The organism is Natronosporangium hydrolyticum (assembly GCF_016925615.1).
GTDB lineage: Bacteria > Actinomycetota > Actinomycetes > Mycobacteriales > Micromonosporaceae > Natronosporangium > Natronosporangium hydrolyticum.
This window is the reverse complement of record NZ_CP070499.1, coordinates 5,451,797-5,476,876: the sequence shown is the minus strand read 5'-3', so window position 1 is coordinate 5,476,876 and position 25,080 is coordinate 5,451,797. Positions and strand designations below refer to the sequence as shown.

Below are 25,080 nucleotides of genomic sequence, written 5' to 3'. Positions count from 1 at the left end.
TTTCGGCCTAAAGGCCGAGATCGGTCAACGTGTAGGCCGACCGGTACGCCAGACCAGTGGATACGACCTCGTCGCGAGCACCGCGATCCACGATAACGGCCACACCCACCACCTCCGCTCCGGCTTCGCGTAGCGCAGCCACCGCAGTGAGCACGCTACTGCCGGTAGTGGAGGTATCTTCGACCGCCAATACCCGACGGCCCGCGACGTCCGGGCCCTCGATGCGCCGCTGCAGCGCGTGTGTCTTCTCAGACTTCCGGACCACAAAGGCATCAAGCACCTCCCCCCGCGCCGCGGCCGCGTGCAGCATCGCGGTCGCTATCGGATCCGCCCCCAAGGTCAGGCCACCGACTGCGTCGTACTCCAGATCAGCGGTCAACTCCCGCATCACCCGCCCCACCAATGGTGCGGCGGCGTGGTGCAGCGTCACCCGCCGGAGGTCGACGTACCAGTCCGCCTCCTGCCCCGAAGAGAGCACCACCGGACCATGGACCACCGCCAGGTCAGTGATGAACTTGCACAGGTCATCCCGATCAGCCATACCTACAGCGTACGGGGTGGTTGCCGAGACGCCGCGCCACCGCGCGAAATGGCGCGAACCAATGCGCCCGGGGCGACCCGCAGCAGCGCCACGAGGATCCGATATCGCCAGTCGACCACCCGCACTATTCTCCCACGTCGCAGTGACCGGAGTCCATCCGCCGCGACGTGATCAGGCGTCAACCACCATCGATCCGACGTACGGGACAGGTCGATCCCGGCGCGTTGATGGAACTCAGTCCGGACCAGTCCGGGACACAACGCCATCACTCGTACGCCGTGCGGACGAACCGCGTACCCGATGGACTGACTGAAGTTCGTCACCCAGGCCTTGCCGGCCGAGTAGGTGGAGCCGGCGCGGGGCACCGTGAACCCGGCGACCGAGGAGACGTTGACGACGCCCCCGTGACCGCGGGCGGCCATCCCGGGCACCACGGCCAGGGTCAGCCGCATCACCGCGTGCACGTTGAGTCGCAACAGCCGCTCCTCGGCGGCCGGGTCGGAGTCGAGAAAGGATCGATTCAGGCTGATCCCAGCATTGTTGATCAGTAGCTCGGGCGGGTCCGCGGCGAGTCGCTCGGCGACCGCGGCGACGCCCGCCTCGGTCGCCAGATCGGCCGGCAGCACGGTCACCGGCGCGGGCGCCAGCTCCGCCGCGACCGCCCGCAGCCGGTCGGCGTCCCGGGCCACCAGCACCAACCGGTACGACTCGGCCGCCAGCAACCGGGCGAAGGCGGCGCCGATGCCGGCGGTGGCACCGGTCACCACCGCGGTCGGCAAGGCGGCGGCAGGGTCCGGGGCAGGCTCCGGGGCGGGATCCGGCTTCATCCCGGACGGCGGGGAAGGCGAAGGCATACCCGGCACCTTAGGGGCGCCGGCCCGGCCGGCGGCGCGCCACACTGCCCGCGACCGGCAACCGCGATGAAGGAGTACGATTCTAAGAAACGTGTTCCTTGCTTTCGGGGGTCGGATGCTGGCAAAACCGTCACGAATCTACGACCGAGAAGCCGAATGGGATCTCCTCACCCGGTTCGCCGATCGGGCGAAAACCCGGCCACAGCTCGGCGTCGTCACTGGCCGTCGGCGGCAAGGTAAGACGTACCTTCTCGATGCGTTGACCAGTCAGGCCGGCGGCCTCTACTTCGGGGCTACCCAGGCGACCGCCACGGAGTCGTTAGCGCTGTTCGCCGCGGCGCTCGACCGTCACCTCGCACCCGTCACGCCGCACCGGTTCGCCGACTGGGACGAGGCGATCACCCACCTCTACTCCGCTCCGGAGCTACGCGGCACAGTGGTGGTGTTGGACGAGTTCTCCTACCTGACCGACGCCGTGCCGGCGTTGCCATCGATCCTGCAGCGGGAGGTGGACCGCGCGGTCTCCCGCAACGAAGGGCCGTCGGTGCTGCTGTGCGGCTCGGCGCTGTCGGTGATGGGGCGGTTGCTCGCTGGCTCCGCGCCGCTGCGAGGGCGGGCGAACCTGGAGTTCGTGGTCCGGCCTTTCGAATACCAGTCGGCTGCCCGTTACTGGGGGATCACCGACCCCCGCCTCGCCGTGCTCACCCACGCGGTGGTGGGCGGCACCCCGGCGTACCGCTCCTTCGTCAACGATGATGTTCCGCTCGGCCCCGGCGACTTCGATGATTGGGTGTTGCGGACGGTGCTGAACCCAGGGACCCCGTTGTTCCTCGAGGGGCGCTATCTGCTCGCGGAGGAGATGGTGAGTCAGCGGGAGCCGAATCTGTACCACTCAGTCCTCGCGGCGGTCGCGGCGGGCAACAACACTAGAGGTGGTATCGCCTCCTACGTCGGCCGCAAAGCCAACGACCTTAGTCACTACCTGAATGTCTGGGAGGACACCGGCCTGCTTGTCCGGGAGGTCGATGTGTTCCGACCAGGTCGGAGCACCTACCGGATCGCAGAACCGGTGATCGCCTTCTACGAGGTGGTTTGCCGCCCGCGGTGGGGACAGCTCGAAGCGGGCCGCGCCGCGGCGGTGTGGCAGGACGCTCGGGTTCGGTTTACGGCCCAGCTCCTCGGGCCGCACTTTGAGAGTCTGTGCCGTCGTTGGGCGCTGCTCGCCGAACCCGGCCGGTTTGGCGGGTTGCCGGGAGAGGTAGGTACCGGGGTGGTCGCCGATGCGGGTGGCCGGAGTCAGATTCAGGTGGATGTGGCCGTCTTCGCGCCCACCGAACCGGGTCGACCGCGACGGTTGCTCTCGATCGGGGAAGCGAAGTGGGGAAAGGTCATGACCACGACGCACCTTGACCGCTTGCGCCGGGCGGTCGAGCTACTCGCGAAGCCCGGGCTGGACACCTCCCACACGATCATGACCTGCTACAGCGCGGCCGGCTTCGACGACAAACTATGGGAGGCCGCCGCCGCTGATCCGAGGGTGCAGTTGGTCAGTGCGGCGGACCTCTATCCGGAGTTGGTCGACAGCCAGTAGCGCAGCTTGTTGCCGCGCTGGTCCTCGAGCACCCCGCCGTTGCGCTCGATCACTGTGCGGGAAGCGAGGTTGTCGTGGTCGCAGGTGATCAGCACCGGGTCGATGCCGAGCGAGGCGGCGACCGGGAGCGCGGCGGCGAGCATGGCGGTCGCGTGGCCGCGCCGGCGGGCGCTCGGGCGGACGTCGTAACCGATGTGGCCGCCGACCTCCCGCAGCTGCTCGGTGAGCTGGTGCCGGATCGCCAGCCGGCCCAGGTAGACCTCGCCGGCCAACCACCACAGCGTGGTGGCGGGCACCCGGCCGGGTGGCCGCGGGATGTCCGGGTCAGCCTCCGCGCGCAGCCCCGCGACGTAACCGGCGAACCCCGCCGCGGTGGCCCAGTCGGCGCGGAACCGGCGCAGCTCCGCACCGACCAGGCTGTCGTCGCCCGGCTCGCCCCGGCCCTCCGCGATGAACTCCGCCATCGCGGTGAGGAAGGAAGCTCGGGCGTCGGTGGTGGGGGCAGACAAGTGTGGCATCTCCGATGTATACCGGGTGCCCGCCGGCTTTCGCAGCTGAATAACCGGTCAACTCGGCACCGGCTCGGCCGGGGCCGTCGCGGGCTGCCGGGCCGGATGCAGATAGAACTCGGCCGCCCAGTGTCGCCACCCGGCCAGCTGTGTCTCCGCGTCCGGCACCAGTTCGGCGTGGACCGCCAGCCAGCTGGCGAACGCCAGCCGGCCATGCACCTCGTGGTAGCGCTCCCCGAGTTCGGCGATCAGCGTCTGGCGGTCGAGTAGCGCCAGGACCCCGCGGTCCTGGTAGCGAAACGGCTGCCCGGGCTCCCCGCGCCGGGCGGCGGCGATCGCGCGGGCCGCCCACTGTCCAGACTGGGCGGCGACGCTGGCCAGCTGCGGTAGCCACCCGCCGGCCGCGCCCGGCGTTGGGATGTTCGCCGCGTCGCCGACCGCGTACAGGCCGGGGTAGCCGGGCACGGTCAGCTCCGGCGTCACGGTCACCCGTCCGCCGGGGCCGGTCGGCAGCCCAGCGGCCGCGACCAGCGGGGCGGCGGTGACCCCGCCCGCCCATCCGGTGAGGTCGCTGGGGATCACCTCACCGGTGCTCAGGATCAGGTGGTCGGGGGCGACCTCGGTCACGGTCGCGCCGCAGCGGATCTCGACTCCCCGTTCTCGTAGGTGGGCGGCGGCGGCCTGCTGTGACTGGTCGTGGAAGCCGGGCAGGAGGATCTGCCCCTGCTCGAGCAGGGTCAGCGTCGTCGTCGAGCCGAGCGGTCCGGTGCCGTTCCCGAGCGCGTCGGCGAGCGCGCCGGCGGCCTCTACGCCGGTGGCGCCACCACCGACCACCGCCAGTTGGAAGCCGCGGCCGCGCCGGTTCGGCCCGAGCCGCTGCCGGAGCCGGTCGCGGATCTGCACCGCGCCGTCGATGGAGTAGAGCGGGTACGCGAAGCGGTCGGCGCCGGCCACATCGACGTAGGCCGGCCGGGAGCCGGCGGCGAGCACGACGACGTCGCCGGGCAGCAGTTCGCCGTCGTCGAGGGTCACGGTGTAGCCGGGCGCGGCGTCCGGCGCAGCGGTCAGGGCGACCACGGTCGCGGTCCGAACCTGGAGCTGGCTGCCGGCGTCGGCGCCGAGCCGCTGCCGGAGGTCGAACCGGACATCCGTGGCCGGTAGCTCCGCCGTCGCGACCTGGTAGAGCAGCGGCGTGAACTCCTGCTCGGCTCGCTGGTCGACCAGCGTCACCGCGATCCCCGGGGTGCCGGCGAGTCGTCGGGCACAGGCCACCCCGGCAAAGCCGCCGCCGACGATGACCACCTGCGTCGTATCCGCCACCACCGCAACCTCCCCCGCCTGCGCGTCGCGTCGCTTGCCAGCCAACCACAGAAAATACGGGCGGGTGGGTGGTTGCGGCGAAGGTCCACCCAGCGGGGTTCAGTCCCGGTAGGGCCAGGGAGCGGCGGCTACCACCACCCCGTACAGCACGTGGTCGGTGAGCAGCGCCAGCTGTTCGGCGCGGCGGTGCTCGGCTCGGGGCAGCCCCAGTAGCGGCGAGATCACGAGCTGGTAGGCGCCCCAGAACAGGGCGCCGTACGCCGGACCCAGCCAGTGCCGGTGGCGGCGCCGGAACCGGTCCGGGAGCGCCCCGAACATCACTCCGCCAGCGACGCCGTACGCGATGTGGGCGCTCTCCACCAGCGCGGGCCGGCGCCCGGGTGGGAGCGTGCCGAGGAGCCGGGGGGCCTGCTGGCGGAGCACCCGCTCCGGCGGGGTCCGTTCCACCCAGCCCAGCGTGGTGGTCAACCGGCGTAGCCCGGTCATCGCCATGGCCGCGATCGCGCCCCGGGCGCCGGCCCGGATCACCGGCAGGTACGGGTGGTGCGTCACGCTCCACCTCCGTGCTCGGTTCTGCTGGTCGTTCCTCCCCAGTTGCCGGGTTTCCCGATTCAATGCACCGTAAACGCGATTGGTGGTGCTGGCCGGCGGGTATCCAGATCCACGACGTGGGCAGCAGCTCGCCGAATCCGGGAGGTCAGCGCATGGGCACGGTAGGCCGGGAGATCATCGGTCCCGAGGCCGACAAAATCATCGATCTGCTGAACCAGGGCATCGCGGCGGAGGTGAACGACGCGTACCGGTACCTGCTGTTGTCGAGGTATGCGGCCGGTATCTACAGCCGTCCGGTGGCCGAGCTGTTCGAGCGGACCTCCCAACACGAATGGGGGCACGTCGCGCTGCTGATGGACCGGGTGACTCAGCTCGGGGGCGATCCAATGCTCGCCCCGGCCGAGGCGGGGGAACGCTCGTACGTCGCGTATCAGCCGCCGCCCAAGGATCCGGCCGATGTCCGGGGGATGGTCCGCGACAGCCTGGCGGGGGAGCGGGCGGCGATCCGCTTCTACCGCAACCTGTACGACGTCGCCCGGGAGGTCGACCCGGTCACCGCGCAGATCGCCCGGGACGCGCTGGCCGACGAGATCGACGATGAGGACGAGTTGGAGCGGCTGCTCGCGGGTTGGCACGAGTGAACGGGGTGGCCGCCCTGCGCCGGCTGGCGGGGAGCGCCGGCCGGATTCTGCCGGTGGAGCGGCTCAGCGAGCTGCTCGGGGAGTGGGAACGAGCCGCCACCAGTGAGCCGGCGGCGTCGGGTTCGCCGGTGGCCGGCTCCGCCCGCGGCGAGCTGATCACCCTCGGCACCTATGTGCTCGGTGCCGGGCTGGCGACGGTCGGGTCGGTGACCCGGGCGGCCCGGCTGCCGGCGGCGGTGCCGGCGCTGACCAGCGTGGCGGCGAACGTGCCGCAGCTGCGGGAGGTGCTCCGGGCCCGGCTCGGGGCCGGGCGTGCGGAACGGCTGGTCGCCACCGGTGAGTCGGTCCTCGGCGTGCTCGCCGGGCAGCCAGCGGGCCTGCTGGTCACCGCCATCCATAGTGGCCAGAAGGTCCTGGAGGCGCAGGCACGGGAGCGGGTGTGGGCGCGGCGGGCGCCGGGGCTCTTCACGATCGGTGGCACCCTCGCCGAGGATCCGGCGGCGGCGGGCCGGCCGGTGCCGTTGCCGGCCGGGCCGGTCGAGCGGTACGCCGCCCAGGCGGCCTCGGCCGGGCTCGCGGGGCTGGCCGGCGGGGTGGTCACCGGCCGGCCGGCGTTGCGGATGGCGGCGTTGGCCGGTGCGTCAGCCAAGGCGGCCCGGTTGACGAAGGAGTCCTGGGCGGCCCGGGTCGCCCGCGCCGCGGCCAACCACGACCTGATCATCGTCGATCCCCAGGCGTTCCGGCGGCTCGACCGGGTCGACACCGTGGTGATCGAGGCCAGCCTGCTCACCACGGGCCGGCTGGCGGTCGAGGAGGTGGTGCCGCTGGCCGAGGTGACCGACGCCGACGGCGAGTCGGTCGACCTCTACGGGATGGCGCTGACCCTGCTCACCCCGGACGCGCCCGCCCCCGAGGGGTGGGAACTCACCCCGGCCGCCCGCAGCGGTCCCGCCCCGTACCGGGAGCTGGCCCGGCGGCTGACTCCGGGCGGTGCCCTGTTTACCCTGCACCACGACGGTCGGGCGGTCGCCGCGGTCACCGCCGCCCCGGAGCTCGACCCGTACGCCGATGCGGTCGTCGCCGCCGCCCAACGAGTCGGTCCAGTATGGATCGCCGGAGTGGGTAGTCGGCTCGACCGGCGGCTCGACGTCGCGGGGGCGGTGCCCGCCGGCAATCGACTCGCCGAGCAGGTACGGGAGCTGCAAGCGGCCGGACACGGGGTGATCCTGGTGGCGGACGCCGGCACCGGAACCGGTGCCGGGCAGCGGCAGCGGGCAGCGCTCACCGCCGCCGACTGCGGGGTCGCGGTGGTCGGGACGGCGACGCTGACCGAACCACCCGGTGGCCATCTGGCGTGCGGCCCGGGCCTGGCCGAGGTGCCCCGACTGCTCGCGGCGGTGCCGAGCGCCCGCCGGGCCGCTCAGGCGGGGGTACTCACCGCCAGCTACGGCGCGGCAACCGGGGCGCTGGTCGGCCTGAGCGGGCTGGGTGGGCAGGCACAGGCCGGCCGGAACGCACTGGTCGCCACCAACCTGGCGGCGCTGGCGGGGATCATCACCGGAGCCTGGTACGCCGACCCGGTGGTACGCGGGCGCCCGGCGAACCCGATCGATCGGATCCCGTGGCACGCGGTCCCGGTGCCGGAGGTGCTGCGGCGGCTCGGTTCTTCGCTGCGGGGGCTGTCCACCGGGGAGGCGGACCGGCGGCACCACGCCGCCGGTGACGACATCCCGCCCGACGGCATGGTCCGGGCCACCGCCCACGAGCTGGACAACCCGCTGACCCCCGCCCTGACCGCCGGCGCCGGCCTCGCCGCCGCCAGCGGCTCCACTCTAGACTCAGTGCTGATCGGGGCGGTGCTGGGCGTGAACGCGCTCGTGGGTGGCGCGCAGCGGTGGGGTGCGGGGCGGGCGGTCCGCCGGCTCGCCGGCCAGACCGCGGTGCCGCTGCGGCTGTGGCGGGACAACCACCAGATCAGCGCGCCCGCCCAGGAGTTGGTCCGGGGTGACGTGATCGAGCTGCGGGCGGGGGATGCGGTGCCGGCCGACGCCCGGTTGCTCGCCGCTGACGGGCTGGAGCTGGACGAAGCGAGCCTGACCGGCGAGTCGCTGCCGGTGGCGAAGTCGGCCGAGCCGAGCGTCGCCCGGGAGCCGGCCGAACGCCACTCCATGGTGTACGAGGGCACCGCGATCGCCGCTGGCCGGGCGCGCGCCGCTGTGGTGGCGACCGGGGAGGCGACCCAGAGCCATCAGGCCGAGGCCCTCGCCGACCCGCCGCCGGCCGGCGGCGTACAGGCCCGGCTGGCGGAGCTGACCAACGCCAGCCTGAAGCTCTCGTTCGCCGGCGGGGCGGCGCTGTTGGCGGCGAACCTGCTGCGCGGCCGACCGCTGAGCGACTCGATCACCGCGGCGGTGTCGCTCACCGTCGCCGCGGTGCCGGAAGGGCTGCCGTCGGTGGCGACGGTGGCGCAGCTCTCGGCGGCCAACCGGCTCTCCCGGCGCGGAGTGCTGGTCCGCAACCCGACCGCCCTGGAGTCGCTGGGTCGGTTGCAGACCCTCTGCTTCGACAAGACCGGCACGCTCACCGAGGGGGCGCTGCGGCTGCGGATGGTGGCCGACGACGGCGAGCAGGCCCGGGCCGCGGCGCTGTCGCCCCGACTGCGCTCGGTGCTGGCGGCGGCGTTGCGGGCCACGCCACCGCCGGCGAGCAGCGGCCGGCGGCTGCCGCACCCCACCGACCAGGCGGTGGTCACCGGCGGGCAGGAGGCCGGCGTAACCGAGGACTATGACCGGCCAGAGTGGACTCGGGTGGACGAGCTGCCGTTCGAGCCCGCCCGCGGTTTCCACGCGGTGCTGGGGTCGGTCGGCGATGAGCATCTGTTGAGCGTGAAGGGCGCCCCCGAAGTGGTGCTGGAGATGTGCACCACCCGGCGTACCGGCGGGGAACTCCGGACGATGCGCGCGGCCGACCGGCGCCGGCTCACCGAGGCCGCGACCGACCTGGCCCGCCGCGGGCACCGGGTGCTCGCGGTAGCCGAGGGCGACACCCCGGCGCACACCCCGATGGAGGCCGACACCGACCTGGGTGAGCTGGCGTTCGTCGGGTTCGTGGCGCTCGCCGACCGGGCCCGGCCAGCCGCCGCCGCAGCGGTAGCCACGCTGACGCAGGCCGGGGTACGGGTAGTGATGGTCACCGGCGACCACCCCAGCACCGCCGAGGCGGTCGCGGCGGAGCTCGGCCTGCTCAACGGCGGCCGGGTGATGACCGGTGCGGAGCTGGACGAGTGTGGCGACGAAGAGCTGCGCTCGCGGCTGCCGGAGGTCACCGTCTTCGCCCGGGTGGACCCGGGCCACAAGGTCCGGGTGGTGCGGCTGCTGCGGGCAGCTGGCGAGGTGGTCGCGGTAACCGGGGATGGCGCCAACGACGCACCGGCGATCCGGTCAGCCGATGTCGGGATGGCGCTCGGCACCCGGGCCACCGCCGCGGCCCGGCAAGCCGCCGACGTCGTGGTCACCGACGACCAGATCGAGACCATTGTGGACGCGATTGTGGAGGGACGGATTCTCTGGTCCTCGGTACGGGAAGCGGTCTCGGTGCTGCTCGGCGGGAACCTGGGCGAGATCGGGTTCACGGTCGGAGCCGGCATGGTCGGGGCGGCGTCACTGCGCCCCCGGCAACTGCTGCTGGTCAACATGCTCACCGATGTCGCGCCCGCGATGGCGCTGGCGGCCCGGCAACCACCCGGGGTCACCCCCGAGACGTTGCTGGCCGAAGGCCCGACCAGCTCGCTCGGGGAGCAGCTGACCCGGGACATCCGTACCCGCGCCACCGCGACCGCCAGCGCCGCCGCGATGGCGTGGCTGGCCGCCCGGCTCACCGGCACCGAAACCCGCGCCGCCACGGTGGCGCTGATCGCGCTGGTCTGCGCCCAGCTGGGCCAGACCCTGCTGGTGGGGTGGCGGGACCCGGTGGTGGTGGCGGCGTGCGTCGGGTCGCTCGCAGTGCTGATCGGCGCGGTCCAGGTACCGCTGCTCAGCCAGCTGCTGGCCTGCCGGCCGGTGGGGCCGATCGGCTGGGGGATCGCGCTGACCGCCGCCGCCGGCACCACGCTGGCGGTCCACGCCAAAGGGGCCAGGAGCGCGGTATCGTAAGGCGGTGACCAGCGACGAAGCCAGCCCGCGCGGCCGGGGGCAGGCTACCGAGCGCAGCAACCGCTGGCTGCTGCGGGCGCGCGACGCGATGGACCGTGACTACGCCGAACCGCTCGACATCCCCGCGCTGGCCCGGCTGGCGCACGTGTCCGAGGGGTACTTCATCCGCAGCTTCCAGGCGACCTTCGGCGAGACCCCGCACCGCTATCTCCAGCGCCGCCGGGTCGAGCGGGCCATGGCCCTGCTGCGCACCTCCGACCGCAGCGTCACCGAGGTCAGCCTGGCGGTCGGCTTCAACAGCCTCGGCACGTTCAGCCGGACCTTTCACGCGATCGTCGGCGAGTCGCCGAGCGCCTACCGGCGCGGCCGGGTGCCGCAGCCGGTCCCGAGCTGCTTCGCCATGTCCTGGAACCGGCCCGCCACCGGCCTGCGGATCCCGGACCGCCAGCGGTCAGTTTCGGATAAGCCAGCGAGCGCGCTCAAGCCGTAGCGTGGCCGGCATGTTCAATTCTGTGACCCACTCAGCGATCTTTGTACTGGACCAGGACGAGGCGATCGAGTTCTACGTCGGCAAGCTCGGCCTGGAAGTCCGCAGCGACGTCGACCTCGGCTTCATGCGGTGGTTGACGATCGGGGTGCCCGGCGATGCGCGGGAGATCCTGATCGAGAAGGCCGCCCCGCCAGCGGTGAGCGAGGAAGCCGCCGGCCAGGTGCGGGATCTGTTGACCAAGGGAGCGCTCGGGCTCGGGTTCATCCTCAGCACCGACGACTGCCGCAAGACCTACGAGGAGCTGAGCGCCAAAGGGGTGGAGTTCAGCCAGCAGCCCACCGAACAGCCCTACGGCACCGACTGCGCCATTCGCGACCCGTTCGGCAACCACATCCGGATCGGCGAGCCGCCGGCCGTCGAAGGCGAGATCACCGCCGAGGTCATGAAGCGGTGGGAAGAAGAGAACGGCTGAGGCACCGGCTCAGGGCGGGTCGGGCAGCACCTCTTCGGCCGGCCCGGGCCGGCCGAAGAGCCACCCCTGCCCGGCGTCGCACCCGGCGGCGCGCATCCGCTCGGCGTGCTCGGTGGTCTCGATGCCCTCGGCGATGACCCGGAGCCCCAAGGTGTGCCCGAACGAGACCACGGCCGCCATGAACTCCTCGGGATCGGCGCCCGCGTCGTCGCGTACCTGGGGGTTCTGCACAAAGGTCGCGTCGAGTTTGAGGGTGTGCAACGGCAGATCCCGCAGCCGCGCCAGGTTGGAGTAGCCGGTGCCGAAGTCGTCGACGGCGATCCGGACCCCGAGGCCCACCAACGCCGCCAACGTCCCCGGAGCGTCCCTCGCGTCGATGATCGCGTGCTCGGTGATCTCGATCTGCAGCCGCTCCGGCGCCAACCCGGACCGGTCGAGCACCTGCGCCACATGGCCGACGAAGCTGGACTGCTGCAGCTCCACCGCGGAGGCGTTCACGCTCACATAAGGTGGCCGGCCGGTGCCGGCGGGCCAGGTGCTCGCCTCCCGGCACGCCTGGATCAGGAGCTGGCTCCCGAGTGGGACGACAAGCCCAGTGTGCTCAGCCAGACCGATGAACTGGTTGGCGGCGAGCCGACCCCGGTTAGGGTGATGCCACCGGGCCAACGCCTCCACCCCGACGAGGTGGCCGGTGTCGAGCGCGACCAGCGGCTGGTAGTCGAGGTCGAACTCGCCCCGCCGGAGCCCTCGGGGGATCTCGGCGGAGAGCCGGTAACGTTCGGTGTCCTCATAGGCGCGGGCCTGGGAGTAGAGCCGCCAGCGGCCCCGGCCGTCGGCCTTGGCCCAGTGCAGGGCCATCTGCGCGGCGCGGGTCAACTCGGCCGCGACGGCAGTCGCGATCGGACCCTCGACCACGCCGATGCTCGCGGTCATCGGCAACTCGGCGTCCTCGATGTGGAACGGCGCCGCCATCGCCGACTGGATCCGGTCGGCGGTCTTGGTAGCGTCGTCGCTGCCCCTGCTGGCCTCGGCGAGCAACGCGAACTGGTCGCCCTCGAACCGGGCGATCACCCAGCCGGCGGTGGCGGCGAGCGCGCGCAGCCGGTCGGCGACCGCCACCAGCAGCCGGTCGCCGACCCGGAAACCGAGGCTGTCGTTGACCGCGGCGAACCGGTCCAGGCCCACGCAGCACACCACCGCCCGGGTCTCCGGCCGGGCAGAGATGATCCGTTCCCGCAGCTGTTCGGTGAACATGGTGCGGTTGGGGAGGCCGGTGACCGTGTCATGCGTGGCGAAGTGGTGGAACTTCGCCTCGCTCGCCCGGAGCGCCTGCTCGGCGCGGTGCTGCGCGCGCATCGCCGCCGCCCGGACCTCCTCCTGCTCGTCCAGCGCCCGGTCCCGCATCGCCGAGGCGAAGCCGTCGGCGAGCGCGGCCGCCACCTCGGTGGCCCGGTGCGGATCGGTCACGCCGAGATCCGCGGCGAACCGGGTCGTCAACAGGGTGATCGTGCGGCCCAGCACCTCCGACGAGTTGAACCCGGCGGCCACCAGGTCGGCGCCCACCCGTCGCACCAGCTCCGCGGGGAATGGTTGCCGACCGGCCGCCTCCGACAACCGGGAGGTCAGCCCACTCAACAGCCCAAACCGCTCATCCGGGCTGAGCGGGGCATAGACGGCTCCATACAACGACGCCGACCAGGCCGCTACGAACCCATTCGCCCCCGCGCCAACTGTCTCGTCGGCCCATGTCACCTCGTCGAGTCTACGCGGCGGAGCGACCTACCCACATCGTCTTGGTGCCATACGATCGCGGATGAACGGGTAGTCGTCTGCTAACCGGAGGTCGTGATGAGCGCGCACGAAGACTACGGCCCGAAAGAGCTCGACCTCGAGGTGCCCAGCGCCGCCCGGGCGTACGACTACCTGCTCGGCGGCTCACACAATTTCAAGATCGATCGGGACTTCGCCAACCAGGTTCGCGAGCACTCCCCGTGGACTCCCAATGTGACCCGGTTGAACCGTTCGTTTCTGGGGCGGGTGGTCCGGTTCTGTCTCGACCAGGGGATCACCCAGTTCCTCGACCTGGGCTCCGGCATCCCCACTGTGGGCAACGTGCACGAGGTCGCCCAGCAGCGGGTCCCGGACGCCCGGGTCGTCTATGTGGACTATGAGCCGGTCGCCTATCAACACGCCAGCGCCATGCTGGCCGACAACCCGAACGCGACGATCATCCAGGCCGACATCCGCGATCCGGAGTTCATCCTCAACCATCCGGAGACCCGGGAGCTGCTCGACTTCTCCCGCCCGCTCGGGCTGCTGATCGTCGGCGTCCTGCTCTTCATCGGACCAGAGGACCAGCCGGCCGAGCTGGTGCGCGCGTACCGGGAACGGTTGGCGCCCGGCAGTTACCTGGCGATCTCGCACATCACCGGCGAGCACGCCTCGCCGGAGCTGCAGGCGCAGTTGGCGGCCACGGTCGCCGCCTACCGCGAAGCCAACGAGCAGCTGGTGATCCGCGACCATGCCGAGATCAGCTCCTGGTTCGCGGGGATGGAGCTGGTCGAGCCCGGAGTGACGTTCCTGCCGGACTGGCGACCGGACACACCGGACGAGGCGCAGGACCTGGCGCGCCCGCTGGGGTATGGCGGCGTCGCCCGGCAGCCGTAAGGTAGACCATCGGTAACGAGCTGGTCGCTCGACGGCACCGAAGGTCTCCGCGACGTTCACCACCTAGACCACTGCTGACTCTACCGTCACCCGGGTGGTCTCCCGTACGCTGCTGACAACGGGGGGTCAGGTCGTCGGATGTAGGGAGACCCCCGGATGCGCCGCACCCTCGTCACCGCCGTCACCGCCACCCTGCTCGTCGGCGGTGGAGCGGTCCACCTCGCCAGCCCCGCGCAGGCCGCGGTCGCTGCCGCACCCGCCTGCTCGACCAACGGCAGCTGGCAAGCCGGTGAGCTGAACATCTACTTCTTCGACGTGGAGCAGGGCGACTCCCAGCTGATCGTCGGCCCCACCGGCCGGACCATGCTGATCGACCTCGGGGAGCGTTCCTGGAACGCTTACCACACCACGATGGCGATGCGGGTCGCCGAAGAGATCCGAGCGATCTGTGGCATCGCCAGCGGTCCGGTGCATCTGGACTATGTGATGGCCTCCCACCACCACCTCGACCACGTCGGCTACGCCGGCAACCCGCACGACGACGGCAACATCGGCAACGGCTTCTGGCAGCTGCTACACCCGGACCATCAGGCGTTCACCGTCGGCACGGTGATCGACCGGGATGCCGGCGACTGGGTGGACACCAACGGTGACGGCACATGTGAGGTCGGAACCTCGGCGGAGCCCTCCGACGAGGTGGTGTGGCACAACGCCGGCACCACCTCGCAGACCACCCGGCGGCTGATCTGCTGGCTCTACGGGCCGGATGGCCAGCGCGACCGGCTCCACATCGAAGGCCGGGTGCTCCGGCTGACCAACGACGACCCGTGGCCGTCGTTCGATCTCGGCCCCGGGGTCACCGCCGAGGTGCTGCAGGCCAACGCGAAAGGGGTCATGCAGGCCGACGGGGTCACCCCGGTGCCGGGCGACCACACCACCGCCGCCTACCCGCCCAGTGAGAACGACTACTCCATCGCGCTGAAGGTCCAGTACGGGCAGTACCGGTACGCCACCGCCGGCGACCTCGACGGGGAGTATTCGATCAGCGGCTTCGGGTACTCCTACAACGACGTCGAAGCATCGGTCGCCGAGGAGTTCGGCGACGTCGACACCATGCGGGTCAACCATCACGGCTCCGGGCACTCCACCTCCTCGTACTACACCGAGGTGCTCGCCCCCGAGAGCGCGGTGATCTCCTGCGGCAACAACTCGTACGGCCACCCCGCGAACCGGGTGCTCGACGAACTCCGCACCGTCGTCAACGGGCTCGGGGTCGGCGCCGACATCTACCTCACCAACAACCCGTGCGCCATCGACGACCGCAGCGGCGACCCGATCGACTACACCGGGGTGCTCAACACCGAAGGCGACATCGCCCTGCACACCACCGGCGGCGGCACCGGCTACACCATCCACTACGACGCCGGGTCCAACAGCTACCCCGCCGGCCTGCCACCGGTCGACGGCGGACCCACCCCCACCGGTGAGGTGCTCATCTCCGAGTTGCGGTTGCGCGGACCCGGCGGCGCCAACGACGAGTTCGTGGAGCTGCGCAACACCGGCACCGGCAGCGCCGACATCTCCGGGTGGCGGCTCCAAGGGTGCGCCGCCACCTCCGGCGCCGCGACCAACCGGGCCACCATCCCGGCCGGGACCGTGCTGCCCCCCGGCGGCTACTACCTGATCGCCCGGGACACCCACTACACCGGTGCCGCCACCGCCGACCTGACCTTCAGCGCCGCCATCGCCGACGAGGGCGGGGTACGGCTCGTCACCGCCAGCGGCGGGTACGTCGACGGGGTGGGGTCGGCGGCGCCGGCCAGCTCGGAGTGTCGGGAGGGGGCCGGGCTCACCTTCCCCACCGGCGACGCGGACGTCTCCTTCCACCGGGACGGTGCCGGGTCGGTCGACACCGACGACAACGCCGCCGACTTCCTCGGCCCCGCCGCGTCGCAGCCCACCAGCTCGCTGGGCCAGGCCAGCTGACCCGGGCCGGAGCGAAGGCGATGCGACCGGGGCGACGGCGGCTCTGGGCACTAGCCAGCGGGGCGGTGGTGATCATCGCCGGCCTGGTCGGCCCGCGCATCGGTGGGGAACCGGCGCCGCCCCCACCGGCCGCCCTGGTCTACCTCAGCGGCCTGGACCAGCACCTGCTGCCGGCGTACGAGACGGTGCCGGTGCACGCCGAACCCGGCGGCCCGGTCGTGACCTCGGTGCCGGCGGGCAGCCTCGCCTGGGTGCACGACCAGGCCGGCGGCTGGCTGGAGGTGGTCCTCGCCGAGGGCGAACCGGTGCGGGGCTGGGTGGGGGACTACTTCTCCCGGGGCGAGCTGCACCTGGTCGACCCGACCGCCCCGTCCTGCCCGGTGCCGGCCGGAGCGGCGGAGTTCGCCCCCTCCAGCAAGGTGCGGCTGCTCGACGCCGGCGAGCCGGCCCGGCCCGACCTGGTCCGGGTCCGCGGCGTGGCCGACGGGCAGACCGGCTGGGTGCCCCGGGCGGTGCTTTCGGAGCAGCCGGGCCCGCATCCGCTCCGGCCCGGCCCGCAGCCGCTCGGCCCCAACCAGGAGTGTGCGCCGTGGCCGCTGCCCGAGCAGACCGACCACCGCCACCCGCCGGTGAGCTCAGAGCAGCCCTAGCCGTCCCAGGGCTTCCTCATCCCAGGGCAACAGATCGGTGTCGGAGAAGAGGGCCTGGTAGACCCGGGGGTCGGCGGCGTGTGCCAGCCGCAGCGGCACCGGCAGCTCCAGCACGTCGCGATCGAGGAGCCGGAGGTCATGCGCCGCGAGCTGGGCGATCACCCATTGTTCCGCGGCGTCCAGATCCGGCTGCCCCGGTTCGATCACCCGGGTCCACCCCAGCTCCACCCGGCCGAAGGCGGCGAACGGGCCGACCGCGGACAGATCGAGGGCCCACAGCTGCGGGTCGTCCTGCAGGAGCAGGCAACGGCCGTGGTCGAAGTTGGGGTCGGTGTCCTCGTCGACGGTGAACCGGGCCGCCAGCGCCGCGATCAGCTCCTGGTACGGGCCGCTCGCCAACGCCTCCCGCAGCAGCCGGTAGTCGGGCTCCGGGGTCGAGCCGAACATCCGGGTGAGGTGGTGCCGGATGTCGTGCGGAAGCCGGTCGACAGTCATCGTTAGTGATCATCCTACGCGACCCGTTCCGGCCGATCATGAGCGTGTTGGCAGACACGCTCGGCGTTTCTGTCAACACGCTCACGATCGACCGGTGGGGGTGGGGGGCTAGTCGAGCGCGCAGCGAACGCCGTTCAGCCACACCGACTCGGGGGCGTGGTCACTCGCCCCGGCCGGATCGCCGACGAACCCGAAGGTGTGGCCGGCGGCCGTCCCCTCGGCGGCGAGCAGCGGCTTCCACTCCGGATTTGTTGCGGTGACGGTCGAACCGGACTGACGCAACTCCGCTCCCCAACCGTGCCCGACCTGCTGGTCGCCGGGGAAGTCCCAGGTCAACGTCCAGCCGTCTACCGACCCCGGCCCGAGGTTCTCCACCCACACCTGGGTGAGGAAGCCACCCGACCAGTCGGCGTGGACGGTGTAGCTGACCTGGCAGGTGGTGGTCGGCGGGGTCCACTCCGGCGCCCCGTCGGCCATGTCCGCCGCCCACGACGCGTACCAGGAGAGCGCCGCGTTCCAGTTGATGGTGGTCTCGTTCGTCGACCACGACCCGATGTCGTCGATGTAGCACGCCTGCGGGGCGCAGCCCTGCAGATTCGCCTGCGCCACCGGGTCCTGGATGCCGGAGTTGGGACCACCCGCCAGCTTGCCGTCCGGGAACGGTGGCAGCCGGTCCGCCGACCGGTACCAGCGGCTGTGCATGTTCTGCGAGTAGTGCGTGCCGTACCCCTTGACGTAGGAGTTGTTGATGGCGTTGCGACCCAGGATGTAGTCGATCGCCTCCAGGCCACCGTCCAGGTACGCCGGGTCCCCGGTCAGGTCGTACGCGGTCGCGATCGCCACCGCGTTGTTGATGACCTGATGCGCCGAGCCCCAGTCGTAGAACTCCACCCCGTACGGTTGGCCGAACGGCTGCTCGGCCTGGGTGGCGAGGTAGTCGTCGGCGGCCTCGATCACCGAGTCGATCACGTCGGCCCGGCCCGGCAGGTTGTTCGGCACCGTGGCCAGGTCGAGCCGGCCGGCCGGTGCGGTCCACTGCCAGCCGAAGCCGGCCGGGTCGAAGATGTCCTCATTGGCGCCACCGACGTGGTACGGCGAGTCGAGCACCGCGGTGGCGAACTCCTCCTCGCCAGTGGTGAGGTAGAGCTGCGCCGCCGCCCAGTAGAACTCGTCGCCCAGGTTGCTGTCGTCGTACGGGCCACCGCCCGGGTTCGGATCGAGATCGTTGGTGTTCGGCGCGTAGATCTCCGGGTGGGCCTGCGCCGCGTCCCACGCCCGCCGCGCCGCGGCGAGCAGATCTTCGGCGTACGCCGGGTCGTAGTCGTCGTAGAGCCGGGCGCCCTGGGCCGCCGCAGCGGCCAGGTTGAGCGTCGCGGCGGTCGACGGCCGGTGCAGGTAGCGCGGCATCGGATCCTCGTGCGGCAGCATGTTCATGCCGGTCCAGGCGATGTCGTGCAGCTTGTGGTGGGCCAGGCCGCCGGCGTCGATGGTCTCGCCGCCGATGCCCATCTCGGTACCGTCCGGCACCTGCATCGCGAGCATCCAGTCCAGGTTCCACCGGACCTCGTCGAGGATGTCCGGTACGTCGTTGCCCCGCTCCGGGATGATCAACGTCGAGTCGCCGAGCGCGCCGTCGGCGACCACCCCGGCGTGCCGGGTCCGCTCGTAGGTGGCGAGCAGCTGGTAGACCGAGATCCCCGAGTTGACTACATACTTGCCGTGGTCGCCGGCGTCGTACCAGCCGCCGGTCACGTCCAGGGTGTACCCCTGCGGGCAGTCCCAGCCGTCCGGGCCGTAGTGGGCGTAGCCACCGAGCTGCGAGCTGCCCTGGTGATCCACGGCGCCCTCGTTGGGCAGGCACGGCACGGCCAGGTCACCCTGGTTGGTGTCCGCGCCGCCGTACTCCGAGACGTGCCCGGCCGGCCGGACGTAGTCCTCCTTGTGCAGTTCGCCGTCGGCCTCGATCGGGGTGATCTCGATCCCGGAACGCTGGGTGTAGTAGATCCCCAACGAGTCCCGGCGCAGGTCGTCGTAGAGGGTCTCGGTGATGTCGAACGGGTAGCTCACCTCCCCGTCGGCGGCGAGCTGGAACCCGGTGCCGCTGACCTTGACCTCGCTGAAGTCGATGGTGTGGACGTCGAGGCCGGCGGACGGGTCGAACCCGGCCGGCGCGGTCGCCCCGGTGGCGACCTCTGCGCCGTCGGCGTCGAGCAGCTGCCACGCCAGCGACTCCTCGGCGTCGGTGACCAGGGTGGCGTTCTTCGGGCCCTGCGGCAGGTAGCCGACCTGGTTGACCCGGACCCGCGGCCCGGTCTCGTGCTCGAAGTCCTCGACCTCACCACCGGTGGTCAGCGATGCCAGGTGCAGGCACAGGTCGAACTCGCTGGCGTTACCGCCGAGCTGGAGCTGGAACTCGGTGTCGGCGCTGAGTTCGGCCTCGAAGGTGTCGGTGAAGCTCTGGCCGTCCGGGCGGAGCGTGATGTCCGCCGCGTAGATCGGCGGCCAGTCCACGCCCGGTTCTGGGATCAGCACCCGGGCCGCGGCCTGCGGCTCGGCGGTCGCGGTGACGGTGACCGTGTAGGTCGCCCCCTCCTCGATCGCCACGGCGCCCTGCCCGAGGATGACGTCCCACTGCTCACCGCCGGCCGGTACGGTGCCGCAGACGCCGCCGTCCGGGCCCGGCTCCAGGGTCAGGTTGGGCGTCGTCCACCACGGCGCCAGCCCGTCGAAGGTCGGGTTCTGCAACAGTTCGGTGATTGGGGTGACGTACACCTGGCTGAGGCATACCTCGCTGGTGGCGTCGGCGTTCGAGAGTTCGAACTGGACCCGTTGGGCGTCACCGGAGGCGGTGAACGACCACTCGAAGGTCTCCGGCTCGCCGGCTACCGCGAAGGTCTCCTGCACGTCGAAGATCTCCGGGCCGGCAGCGCCGTCGGACTGCACCGCCGCCTGCAGGCCGCCGGTGCCCGGGTCACCGTGCGCGGTGAACCCGAACAGGTAGGTCTCGTCCTCGGCGAGACCTAGGTCGACGAAGTTGCCGAATCGCTCATGCTCCGGGACGGTGATGCACAGCTGGCCGTCCTGAAGGTCGTCATCACTGATGCCCCACCACTGGTCGGCTACGGGCGGAGAGAAGTCGCCGTTGCTGACCAGGTTGGGGGGTCCATCCTCGTCCTGCGCCTGGGCCGGCGGGGCCGCGAACAGGCTGGTGACCAAGAGGGAACTGGTCACCGTGGCCACGATCGCGCGCCGGCTGCTTCTGCGTTGCGAACGCACAGCACATCCTTCCACTGACGGGGGTGGAAGTGGGAGCGCTCCCACTTCTTTCACGAGAGCTTAATCACACTGAACCCTCCGCGTCACTAGCTTCGGCCGGAGAATCTGCGACGGAGCGGTCGGCCGGCCGGTTGCGGCGCTGTGTCACGATGCCGGGTGGCCACCGAACCCGTCCGACGAGGAGCCCTTCCGTGTCCCACCCCGGCAGCCCCGACCCACCGCTCGCCCCGGCCTCGGCTGGTCCGCCGCCGGGCAGTCGGGGCCGTGGGCTGCGCTACGCCGCAGTGGTCGTCGTCGGTCTGCTGGTCGGCCTCGCCGCCGGCTGGGGCGGCTTCACGCTCATCCGGGACAGCGGCGACGGTGGCGAGGACCGCTATGTTCGCGGGGCCTGCCAGGCGCTCGCGGACTTCCAGCGCGGCGGTGTCACCTGGAACGACCCGGAGTCGTGGCGCGATGACGCGTTCGTCACCTACCACCTGTGGACCGCGGTGATCGGCTACTCCCATGCGGCGGCGACGGCGGACCCGGACTTCGACATCTCCGAGGGGTCCGGGCAGGCGCCGGCGTCGCCGGACCTGAGCCGGCTCGATGTCGACGCGCTGGCCGACTCTGAGGCCGCGCTCGCTGAGCTCTGCGCCGACCGCGGACTCTGACCGTCGCTTTTCGCGCCCGCGTTTCTCCCTGCCGAGGAGGCCACGTTGTCCCATCCGCCCGTCCCCGACCACAGTGACTCCAGCGCCTTCCCGTCGGCGGGTTCGCCCCCGCCCGCTCCGGCGCCCTCGCCGTACCCCGCGGGCTCGCCGTACCCCCCGCCCTCGCCGTACCCCCCGCCCTCGCCGTACCCCCCGGCCGGTGGCGGTGTCGAGCCAGCTACCGGCCCCGCGCCGCGGCGGAGCTGGTGGCCGCTGCTGCTGGCAGCGCTGGCCGCGGTGGCGGTCGGGATCGCCGGCGGGGTGGGCGGCGCGGCCCTCGGCGGCGGCACGCTCTCCGGCGGCGGCACGCCCTCCGGCGGCGGGACGGCCGCTGGCGGACCCGATGCGGAACGGTTCGCCCGGGGTGCCTGCCAGGCGTTGACCGACTGGGAGCTGACCGAGGCCGAGTTCGTGATCACCGATGGCGAGGTGCCCGCCGATGGCTGGCTCGCCGCCTCCGGCTACGGGCTGGCGGCTGGGCTCTCCGATGACCGGTTCCACGAGTTCGAACAGGCTGGTCTCAACATCCAGCGAGCGGTTCACCTATACGACCAGGACGGCCTGGCCGAGGCGACCGAACGCCTCGCCGACGCCTGCGCAGACCACGGGTTCTGAGCTGGCCTAGCCTGCCTTGATCATTAGGCATCGCAGCAGCTCAGGTGGGTCTGCGGGACCGTTTTCTCTGCACACCTATACGCCTGCGCTTGGCCAATTCGGGGTGTGCGACTTCGCCGGTGTGCGACCGCCGTCGCACCGGCGCGCCAGGTTGGCCCTCTTGGTGGGTTGAGTGGTGATCCACTAGGGCGACAAAGCGGGTTCTACTGGCAAACCAGGCACCACTCAGCCCACCAAGTCGGGTGAGACGATCTGCCCGCCGATCTTGCAGCCAACAGCCCCCCGATGGCGTATACGTGTGCAGAGCAAACGGTCCCACAAACCACCTGAGCTGTGGCGATGGATGATGATCAAATGGTGCTATCACCGGCCATCTCCCAATCGGTACGGAAGGTGGAGCGCCGTTCGGCCGTCCGCCGCTCTAGGGTTTGGACCGCAAGATCGTGCCCTGGCAGGCGCGGGGGGCGATTACCGGTATGGGGGTCGCAGGGGGACGGGGGACGCAGTGGTGGAGCAGGCCGACCAACCGGCGGGGGCCAGGTCGGCCCTTCCGGCGTTCGTCGGCCGCGATCGAGAAGTAACCACTGTGGCGGCGTCGATAGCGCAGTCGCCGGTGCTGCTGCTGATCGAGGGGGAGGCCGGGATCGGCAAATCCCGGCTGCTGGCGGAGGCGCTGCGGACGGCGGCGCCGCAGCCGGTGGTGGTCGAGGCCGCGTGCCCGCCGCTGCGGGAACCATTTCCGCTCGGCCCGCTGGTGGAGGCGCTCAGCCGCCGGTGGCGGCAGGCAGGTCCGGTGCCGTTGAGCCCGCTCGCCGGGGCGCTGCGGCCGCTGTTTCCGGAGTGGGGTGATCAGCTGCCACCGGCGTTGGAGCCGCTGGACGACCGGCGCGCGGTCCGGCACCGGCTGTTCCGGGCGTTGGCCGAGCTGCTCGAGGCTCTCGGCACCGAGGTGCTGGTGGTCGAGGATGCCCATTGGGCGGACGCCGCCACATTGGAACTGCTGACTTCGCTGGCGACCACTGGGCACCCGCCGGTGAGCATGGTGCTCACCTACCGGCCGACCGATGTCCCGTCGGGCTCCCCGTTGTTGCGGCTGACCTCTCGGCCGCCGGCGCGGCTACCCACGGTACGGCTCGCGTTGGCGCCGTTGAGCGCAACCGCGACCGCCGCCATGGTCGCGTCGGTCTTCCCGGCGGAGGCGGCCGACGACGAGCTGGTGGAGTTCCTGCACGCGCATACCCAGGGTCTACCGTTGGCGCTCGCGGAGACGCTGTCGCTACTACGGGACCGTGGCGAGCTGCGCGGGGGCGGCGACCGGGCCGGCGGTGGCGACCGGGCCGGGGGCGACGGCCGGCTGCGCCGCCGGGACATCGACCGGCTGGCGGTCCCACCGACGGTTCGGGACTCGGTGTTGGAGCGGGTGTCGAGATTGGACTCTGTGGGCCGGCGACTGCTCACCGCGGCGGCGCTGCTGGCGGAGCCCGCTGACGAGCCGACGCTGCGAGCGGTCGCCGGGCTCGACCCGGCGGCGGGGCAGGTCGGGGTGGCGGAGCTGCTGGCCCGCGGGCTGTTGCGGGAGGCCGAGCCGGGTCGGTTCGAGGTGAGCCACGTGCTGGCGGCCCGGGCGATCGCCGAGGCGACCCCGGCCTCCGAGCGCCGGCGGCTGCACCAGCAGGCCGGGCAGGTGTTGATGCGGCTGGACAATCCGCCGTTCGCCCGGCTGAGTCACCATCTTCGGGAGGCCGGCGACATCGCCGGCTGGCGCCGCTACGCCGAAGCCGCGGCCGAGCTGGCCCTGGCCTCCGGGGATGAACTCGCCGCGGTGGCGGCCCTGCGGGGGCTGCTCGACACCGCCCCGCCACCGCCGCCGACCGCGCGGGCCCGGCTGGCCGGCAAGCTGGGTGAGGCGGCGGTCGGTGGGGTGGCCTCGCTCGGCGAGGTGGCGGCCGAGGTAGCCGGCACGCTCCGGGAGGTGCTGTCCGATGCGGACACGACCGCGACCGACCGGGGGCCGGTCCGGCTCTGGTTGGGCCGGCTCCACCTGCAGCTCGGCGAGTTCGAGGAGGCGTACGCGCAGACCCAGGCGGCCTGCGCCGAACTGTCCGGGCACCCCACGTTGGCGGCGCGGGCGATGATGTCGTTGGGGTTCCCGCGCGGCAACACCTGGCCGGTCGAGCAGCATCTGAGCTGGCTGGACGGCGCCACCGCGCTGCTGCCGGAGGTCGCCGACCAGGCCGAGCGGACGTCGCTGGCGGTCGACCGGGTCGGCGCATTGCTGCTGCTCGGTCAGGCAGCCGGCTGGCGGGCGGCGACCGAGCTCGGCGATGACGCGCCGACCCTGAGCCAGCGGCGGCAGCTGGCGCGGTGCGCCATGAACACCGGCCACATGGGGGTGATCTGGGGCCACTACTCGTACGCCGAGCAGCGGCTACGCACCGCCGAGCAGCTGATGCGCGACACCGGCTACGAGCGGCTGCTCAACTCGGCCCGGCTCACCCGGGCGTACCTGGACTGGCACACCGGGGCGTGGGCGGGGCTGGCCGGCCGGGTGGCGGAGCTGGCCGACGCCGACGACACCCTACCCGAGGCGTACCTGGAGGCAAGGCTGGTCACCGCGCTGTTGGCGTTGGCGGCCGGCCGCCGGTCGGCGGCCGAACCGGAGCTGCGGGAGATCCTCGGCCAGGCCACCCACCGCGGGCTGGTCGACACCCAGCTGTTGCCGGCGGCGGCGCTGGGCCGGCTGTGGCTCACCGACGGCGCGGTCGAGGAGGCGATCCGGGTCACCCAGCCCGGTATCGACCTGATCGCCGGCAAGGGGGTCTGGCTGTGGGCGACCGACCTGGCGCCGGTCCATGTGGCGGCGCTGGTGCGGGCCGGGCAACGGGCGGCGGCGACCCGGCTGACCGAGGAGTACGTCGCCGCGCTGGCGGGGTTGGACGCGCCAGCGCCAGCGCCAGCGACCGCCGCGCAGGTGTGCCGGGCGATCGTGGCGAACGCCGCCGGTGAGCCGGGTCGCGCCGCAGAGTTGGCGCTCGCGGCCGCGCAGTCGTGGGCGGCGCTGCCCCGGCGCTACGAGGAGCTGTTGACGCTGGAGCGGTACGGCGGCTACCTGCTCGCGGCCGGCGAGGACGACCGGGCGCTGCCGGTTTTGACCTCGGCGCAGCAGGGGCTGTGGGCGCTCGGTGCCAGGTGGGACGCCGACCGGCTGGCGTACCGGCTGCGGCAACTCGGGGTGGAGGTCGCGCGTACCTGGCGGGGTGGCCGGCGCGGCTACGGCGACCAGCTCTCCCCCCGCGAGCTGGAGGTGGTCCGGCTGGTCGCGCAGGGGTTGACCAACCGCGAAGTGGCCAAGGTGCTGTACCTGTCGCCCCGCACCATCGACCGCCATCTGCAGAAGGCGATGCAGAAACTGGCGGTCACCTCGCGTACCCGGCTCGCGGTGGCCGCCGCGGACACCGGCCTGCTGGTCGCGGAGCCGGCCGGGTCGGCGGGCGAGCCGGGCCAGCTGCCGGCCGCGCCGGCCAAGAATGGGTGATCTACCCAATCGCAACCTCGGCCGTACCGGGTGAGCGTGATCA

General features: G+C 72.1%; 19 protein-coding genes. 11 read left to right on the top strand and 8 right to left on the bottom strand.

Translation table 11 applies throughout. The features are described 5' to 3' along the window. Window positions 1-7: 7 nt before the first annotated feature. Together pyrE and JQS43_RS24895 are read right to left on the bottom strand one after the other, a co-directional pair. Window positions 8-541, bottom strand: a complete 534-nt coding sequence (pyrE, locus tag JQS43_RS24900) for an orotate phosphoribosyltransferase (protein ID WP_239676791.1) — start codon at window positions 539-541, stop codon at window positions 8-10. Between the two features lie 2 nt (window positions 542-543). Next, window positions 544-1,368: an SDR family NAD(P)-dependent oxidoreductase gene (locus JQS43_RS24895; protein WP_239679568.1), complete on the bottom strand. Its 825-nt coding sequence runs from the start codon at window positions 1,366-1,368 to the stop codon at window positions 544-546. Window positions 1,369-1,486: 118 nt separating this feature from the next. On the opposite strand from JQS43_RS24895, the gene JQS43_RS24890 reads away from it, so the two are divergent. Continuing rightward, window positions 1,487-2,986 carry an AAA family ATPase gene (locus JQS43_RS24890; protein WP_239676790.1) on the top strand — a complete coding sequence of 500 codons (1,500 nt, stop codon included), beginning with the start codon at window positions 1,487-1,489 and terminating at the stop codon, window positions 2,984-2,986. On the opposite strand, the gene JQS43_RS24885 is transcribed toward JQS43_RS24890, so the two are convergent. From JQS43_RS24885 to JQS43_RS24875, 3 genes are read right to left on the bottom strand one after another with little or no spacing between them, the layout of a single operon-like run. Next, window positions 2,959-3,504: a GNAT family N-acetyltransferase gene (locus JQS43_RS24885; RefSeq protein ID WP_239676789.1), complete on the bottom strand. Its 546-nt coding sequence runs from the start codon at window positions 3,502-3,504 to the stop codon at window positions 2,959-2,961. The two genes, JQS43_RS24890 and JQS43_RS24885, sit on opposite strands and share 28 nt — an antisense overlap. 48 nt (window positions 3,505-3,552) lie before the next feature. Then, window positions 3,553-4,860: an NAD(P)/FAD-dependent oxidoreductase gene (locus tag JQS43_RS24880; RefSeq protein ID WP_239676788.1), complete on the bottom strand. Its 1,308-nt coding sequence runs from the start codon at window positions 4,858-4,860 to the stop codon at window positions 3,553-3,555. A gap of 54 nt (window positions 4,861-4,914) precedes the next feature. Then, window positions 4,915-5,367: a hypothetical protein gene (locus JQS43_RS24875; protein ID WP_239676787.1), complete on the bottom strand. Its 453-nt coding sequence runs from the start codon at window positions 5,365-5,367 to the stop codon at window positions 4,915-4,917. Window positions 5,368-5,519: 152 nt separating this feature from the next. Here JQS43_RS24875 and JQS43_RS24870 point away from each other — a divergent pair, with 152 nt between their 5' ends. The 4 genes from JQS43_RS24870 to JQS43_RS24855 are packed head-to-tail and all read left to right on the top strand — an operon-like array spanning window position 5,520 to window position 11,121. Continuing rightward, a complete protein-coding gene (locus JQS43_RS24870) occupies window positions 5,520-6,008 on the top strand; it encodes a ferritin-like domain-containing protein (RefSeq protein WP_239676786.1) in 489 nt (162 codons plus the stop codon). After that, on the top strand, window positions 6,005-10,159 hold the full coding sequence (locus tag JQS43_RS24865; RefSeq protein WP_239679567.1) for a cation-translocating P-type ATPase: 4,155 nt from the start codon (window positions 6,005-6,007) through the stop codon (window positions 10,157-10,159). The genes JQS43_RS24870 and JQS43_RS24865 overlap by 4 nt, the downstream gene beginning before the upstream one ends. Before the next feature lie 4 nt (window positions 10,160-10,163). Beyond that, the gene (locus tag JQS43_RS24860; protein ID WP_338037143.1) at window positions 10,164-10,649 is read left to right on the top strand and encodes a helix-turn-helix domain-containing protein; all 486 of its coding nucleotides are present in this window, start codon (window positions 10,164-10,166) and stop codon (window positions 10,647-10,649) included. 10 nt (window positions 10,650-10,659) lie between these two features. Further along, window positions 10,660-11,121: a VOC family protein gene (locus JQS43_RS24855; RefSeq protein WP_239676785.1), complete on the top strand. Its 462-nt coding sequence runs from the start codon at window positions 10,660-10,662 to the stop codon at window positions 11,119-11,121. Between the two features lie 9 nt (window positions 11,122-11,130). Here JQS43_RS24855 and JQS43_RS24850 read toward each other — a convergent pair whose 3' ends face one another. Next, window positions 11,131-12,873, bottom strand: coding sequence for a putative bifunctional diguanylate cyclase/phosphodiesterase (locus JQS43_RS24850; RefSeq protein WP_239676784.1), 1,743 nt, complete (start codon window positions 12,871-12,873; stop codon window positions 11,131-11,133). A gap of 96 nt (window positions 12,874-12,969) precedes the next feature. Between JQS43_RS24850 and JQS43_RS24845 the strand changes: the two genes are divergently transcribed. The 3 genes from JQS43_RS24845 to JQS43_RS24835 all read left to right on the top strand — a co-directional run bounded on the left by JQS43_RS24845 (window position 12,970) and on the right by JQS43_RS24835 (window position 16,424). After that, window positions 12,970-13,788, top strand: coding sequence for an SAM-dependent methyltransferase (locus tag JQS43_RS24845; protein WP_239676783.1), 819 nt, complete (start codon window positions 12,970-12,972; stop codon window positions 13,786-13,788). 156 nt (window positions 13,789-13,944) lie between these two features. Beyond that, window positions 13,945-15,774, top strand: a complete 1,830-nt coding sequence (locus JQS43_RS24840) for a lamin tail domain-containing protein (protein WP_239676782.1) — start codon at window positions 13,945-13,947, stop codon at window positions 15,772-15,774. Window positions 15,775-15,794: 20 nt separating this feature from the next. Then, a complete protein-coding gene (locus JQS43_RS24835; protein ID WP_239676781.1) occupies window positions 15,795-16,424 on the top strand; it encodes an SH3 domain-containing protein in 630 nt (209 codons plus the stop codon). Here the strand turns inward: JQS43_RS24835 and JQS43_RS24830 are convergent. Both JQS43_RS24830 and JQS43_RS24825 read right to left on the bottom strand, forming a co-directional pair. Then, on the bottom strand, window positions 16,410-16,919 hold the full coding sequence (locus tag JQS43_RS24830; protein WP_239676780.1) for a hypothetical protein: 510 nt from the start codon (window positions 16,917-16,919) through the stop codon (window positions 16,410-16,412). The two genes, JQS43_RS24835 and JQS43_RS24830, sit on opposite strands and share 15 nt — an antisense overlap. 108 nt (window positions 16,920-17,027) lie before the next feature. Then, entirely contained in the window at window positions 17,028-20,150 is a 3,123-nt protein-coding gene (locus JQS43_RS24825; protein ID WP_239676779.1) for a glycoside hydrolase family 9 protein, read from the bottom strand. Between the two features lie 236 nt (window positions 20,151-20,386). On the opposite strand from JQS43_RS24825, the gene JQS43_RS24820 reads away from it, so the two are divergent. From JQS43_RS24820 to JQS43_RS24810, 3 genes are all read left to right on the top strand, one after another. Continuing rightward, window positions 20,387-20,848 carry a hypothetical protein gene (locus tag JQS43_RS24820; RefSeq protein ID WP_239676778.1) on the top strand — a complete coding sequence of 154 codons (462 nt, stop codon included), beginning with the start codon at window positions 20,387-20,389 and terminating at the stop codon, window positions 20,846-20,848. A 45-nt stretch (window positions 20,849-20,893) separates the two neighbouring features. Continuing rightward, a complete protein-coding gene (locus tag JQS43_RS24815) occupies window positions 20,894-21,502 on the top strand; it encodes a hypothetical protein (protein WP_239676777.1) in 609 nt (202 codons plus the stop codon). 343 nt (window positions 21,503-21,845) lie between these two features. Next, window positions 21,846-25,037: a helix-turn-helix transcriptional regulator gene (locus JQS43_RS24810; protein ID WP_338037142.1), complete on the top strand. Its 3,192-nt coding sequence runs from the start codon at window positions 21,846-21,848 to the stop codon at window positions 25,035-25,037. The last annotated feature ends 43 nt before the right edge of the window (window positions 25,038-25,080 follow it).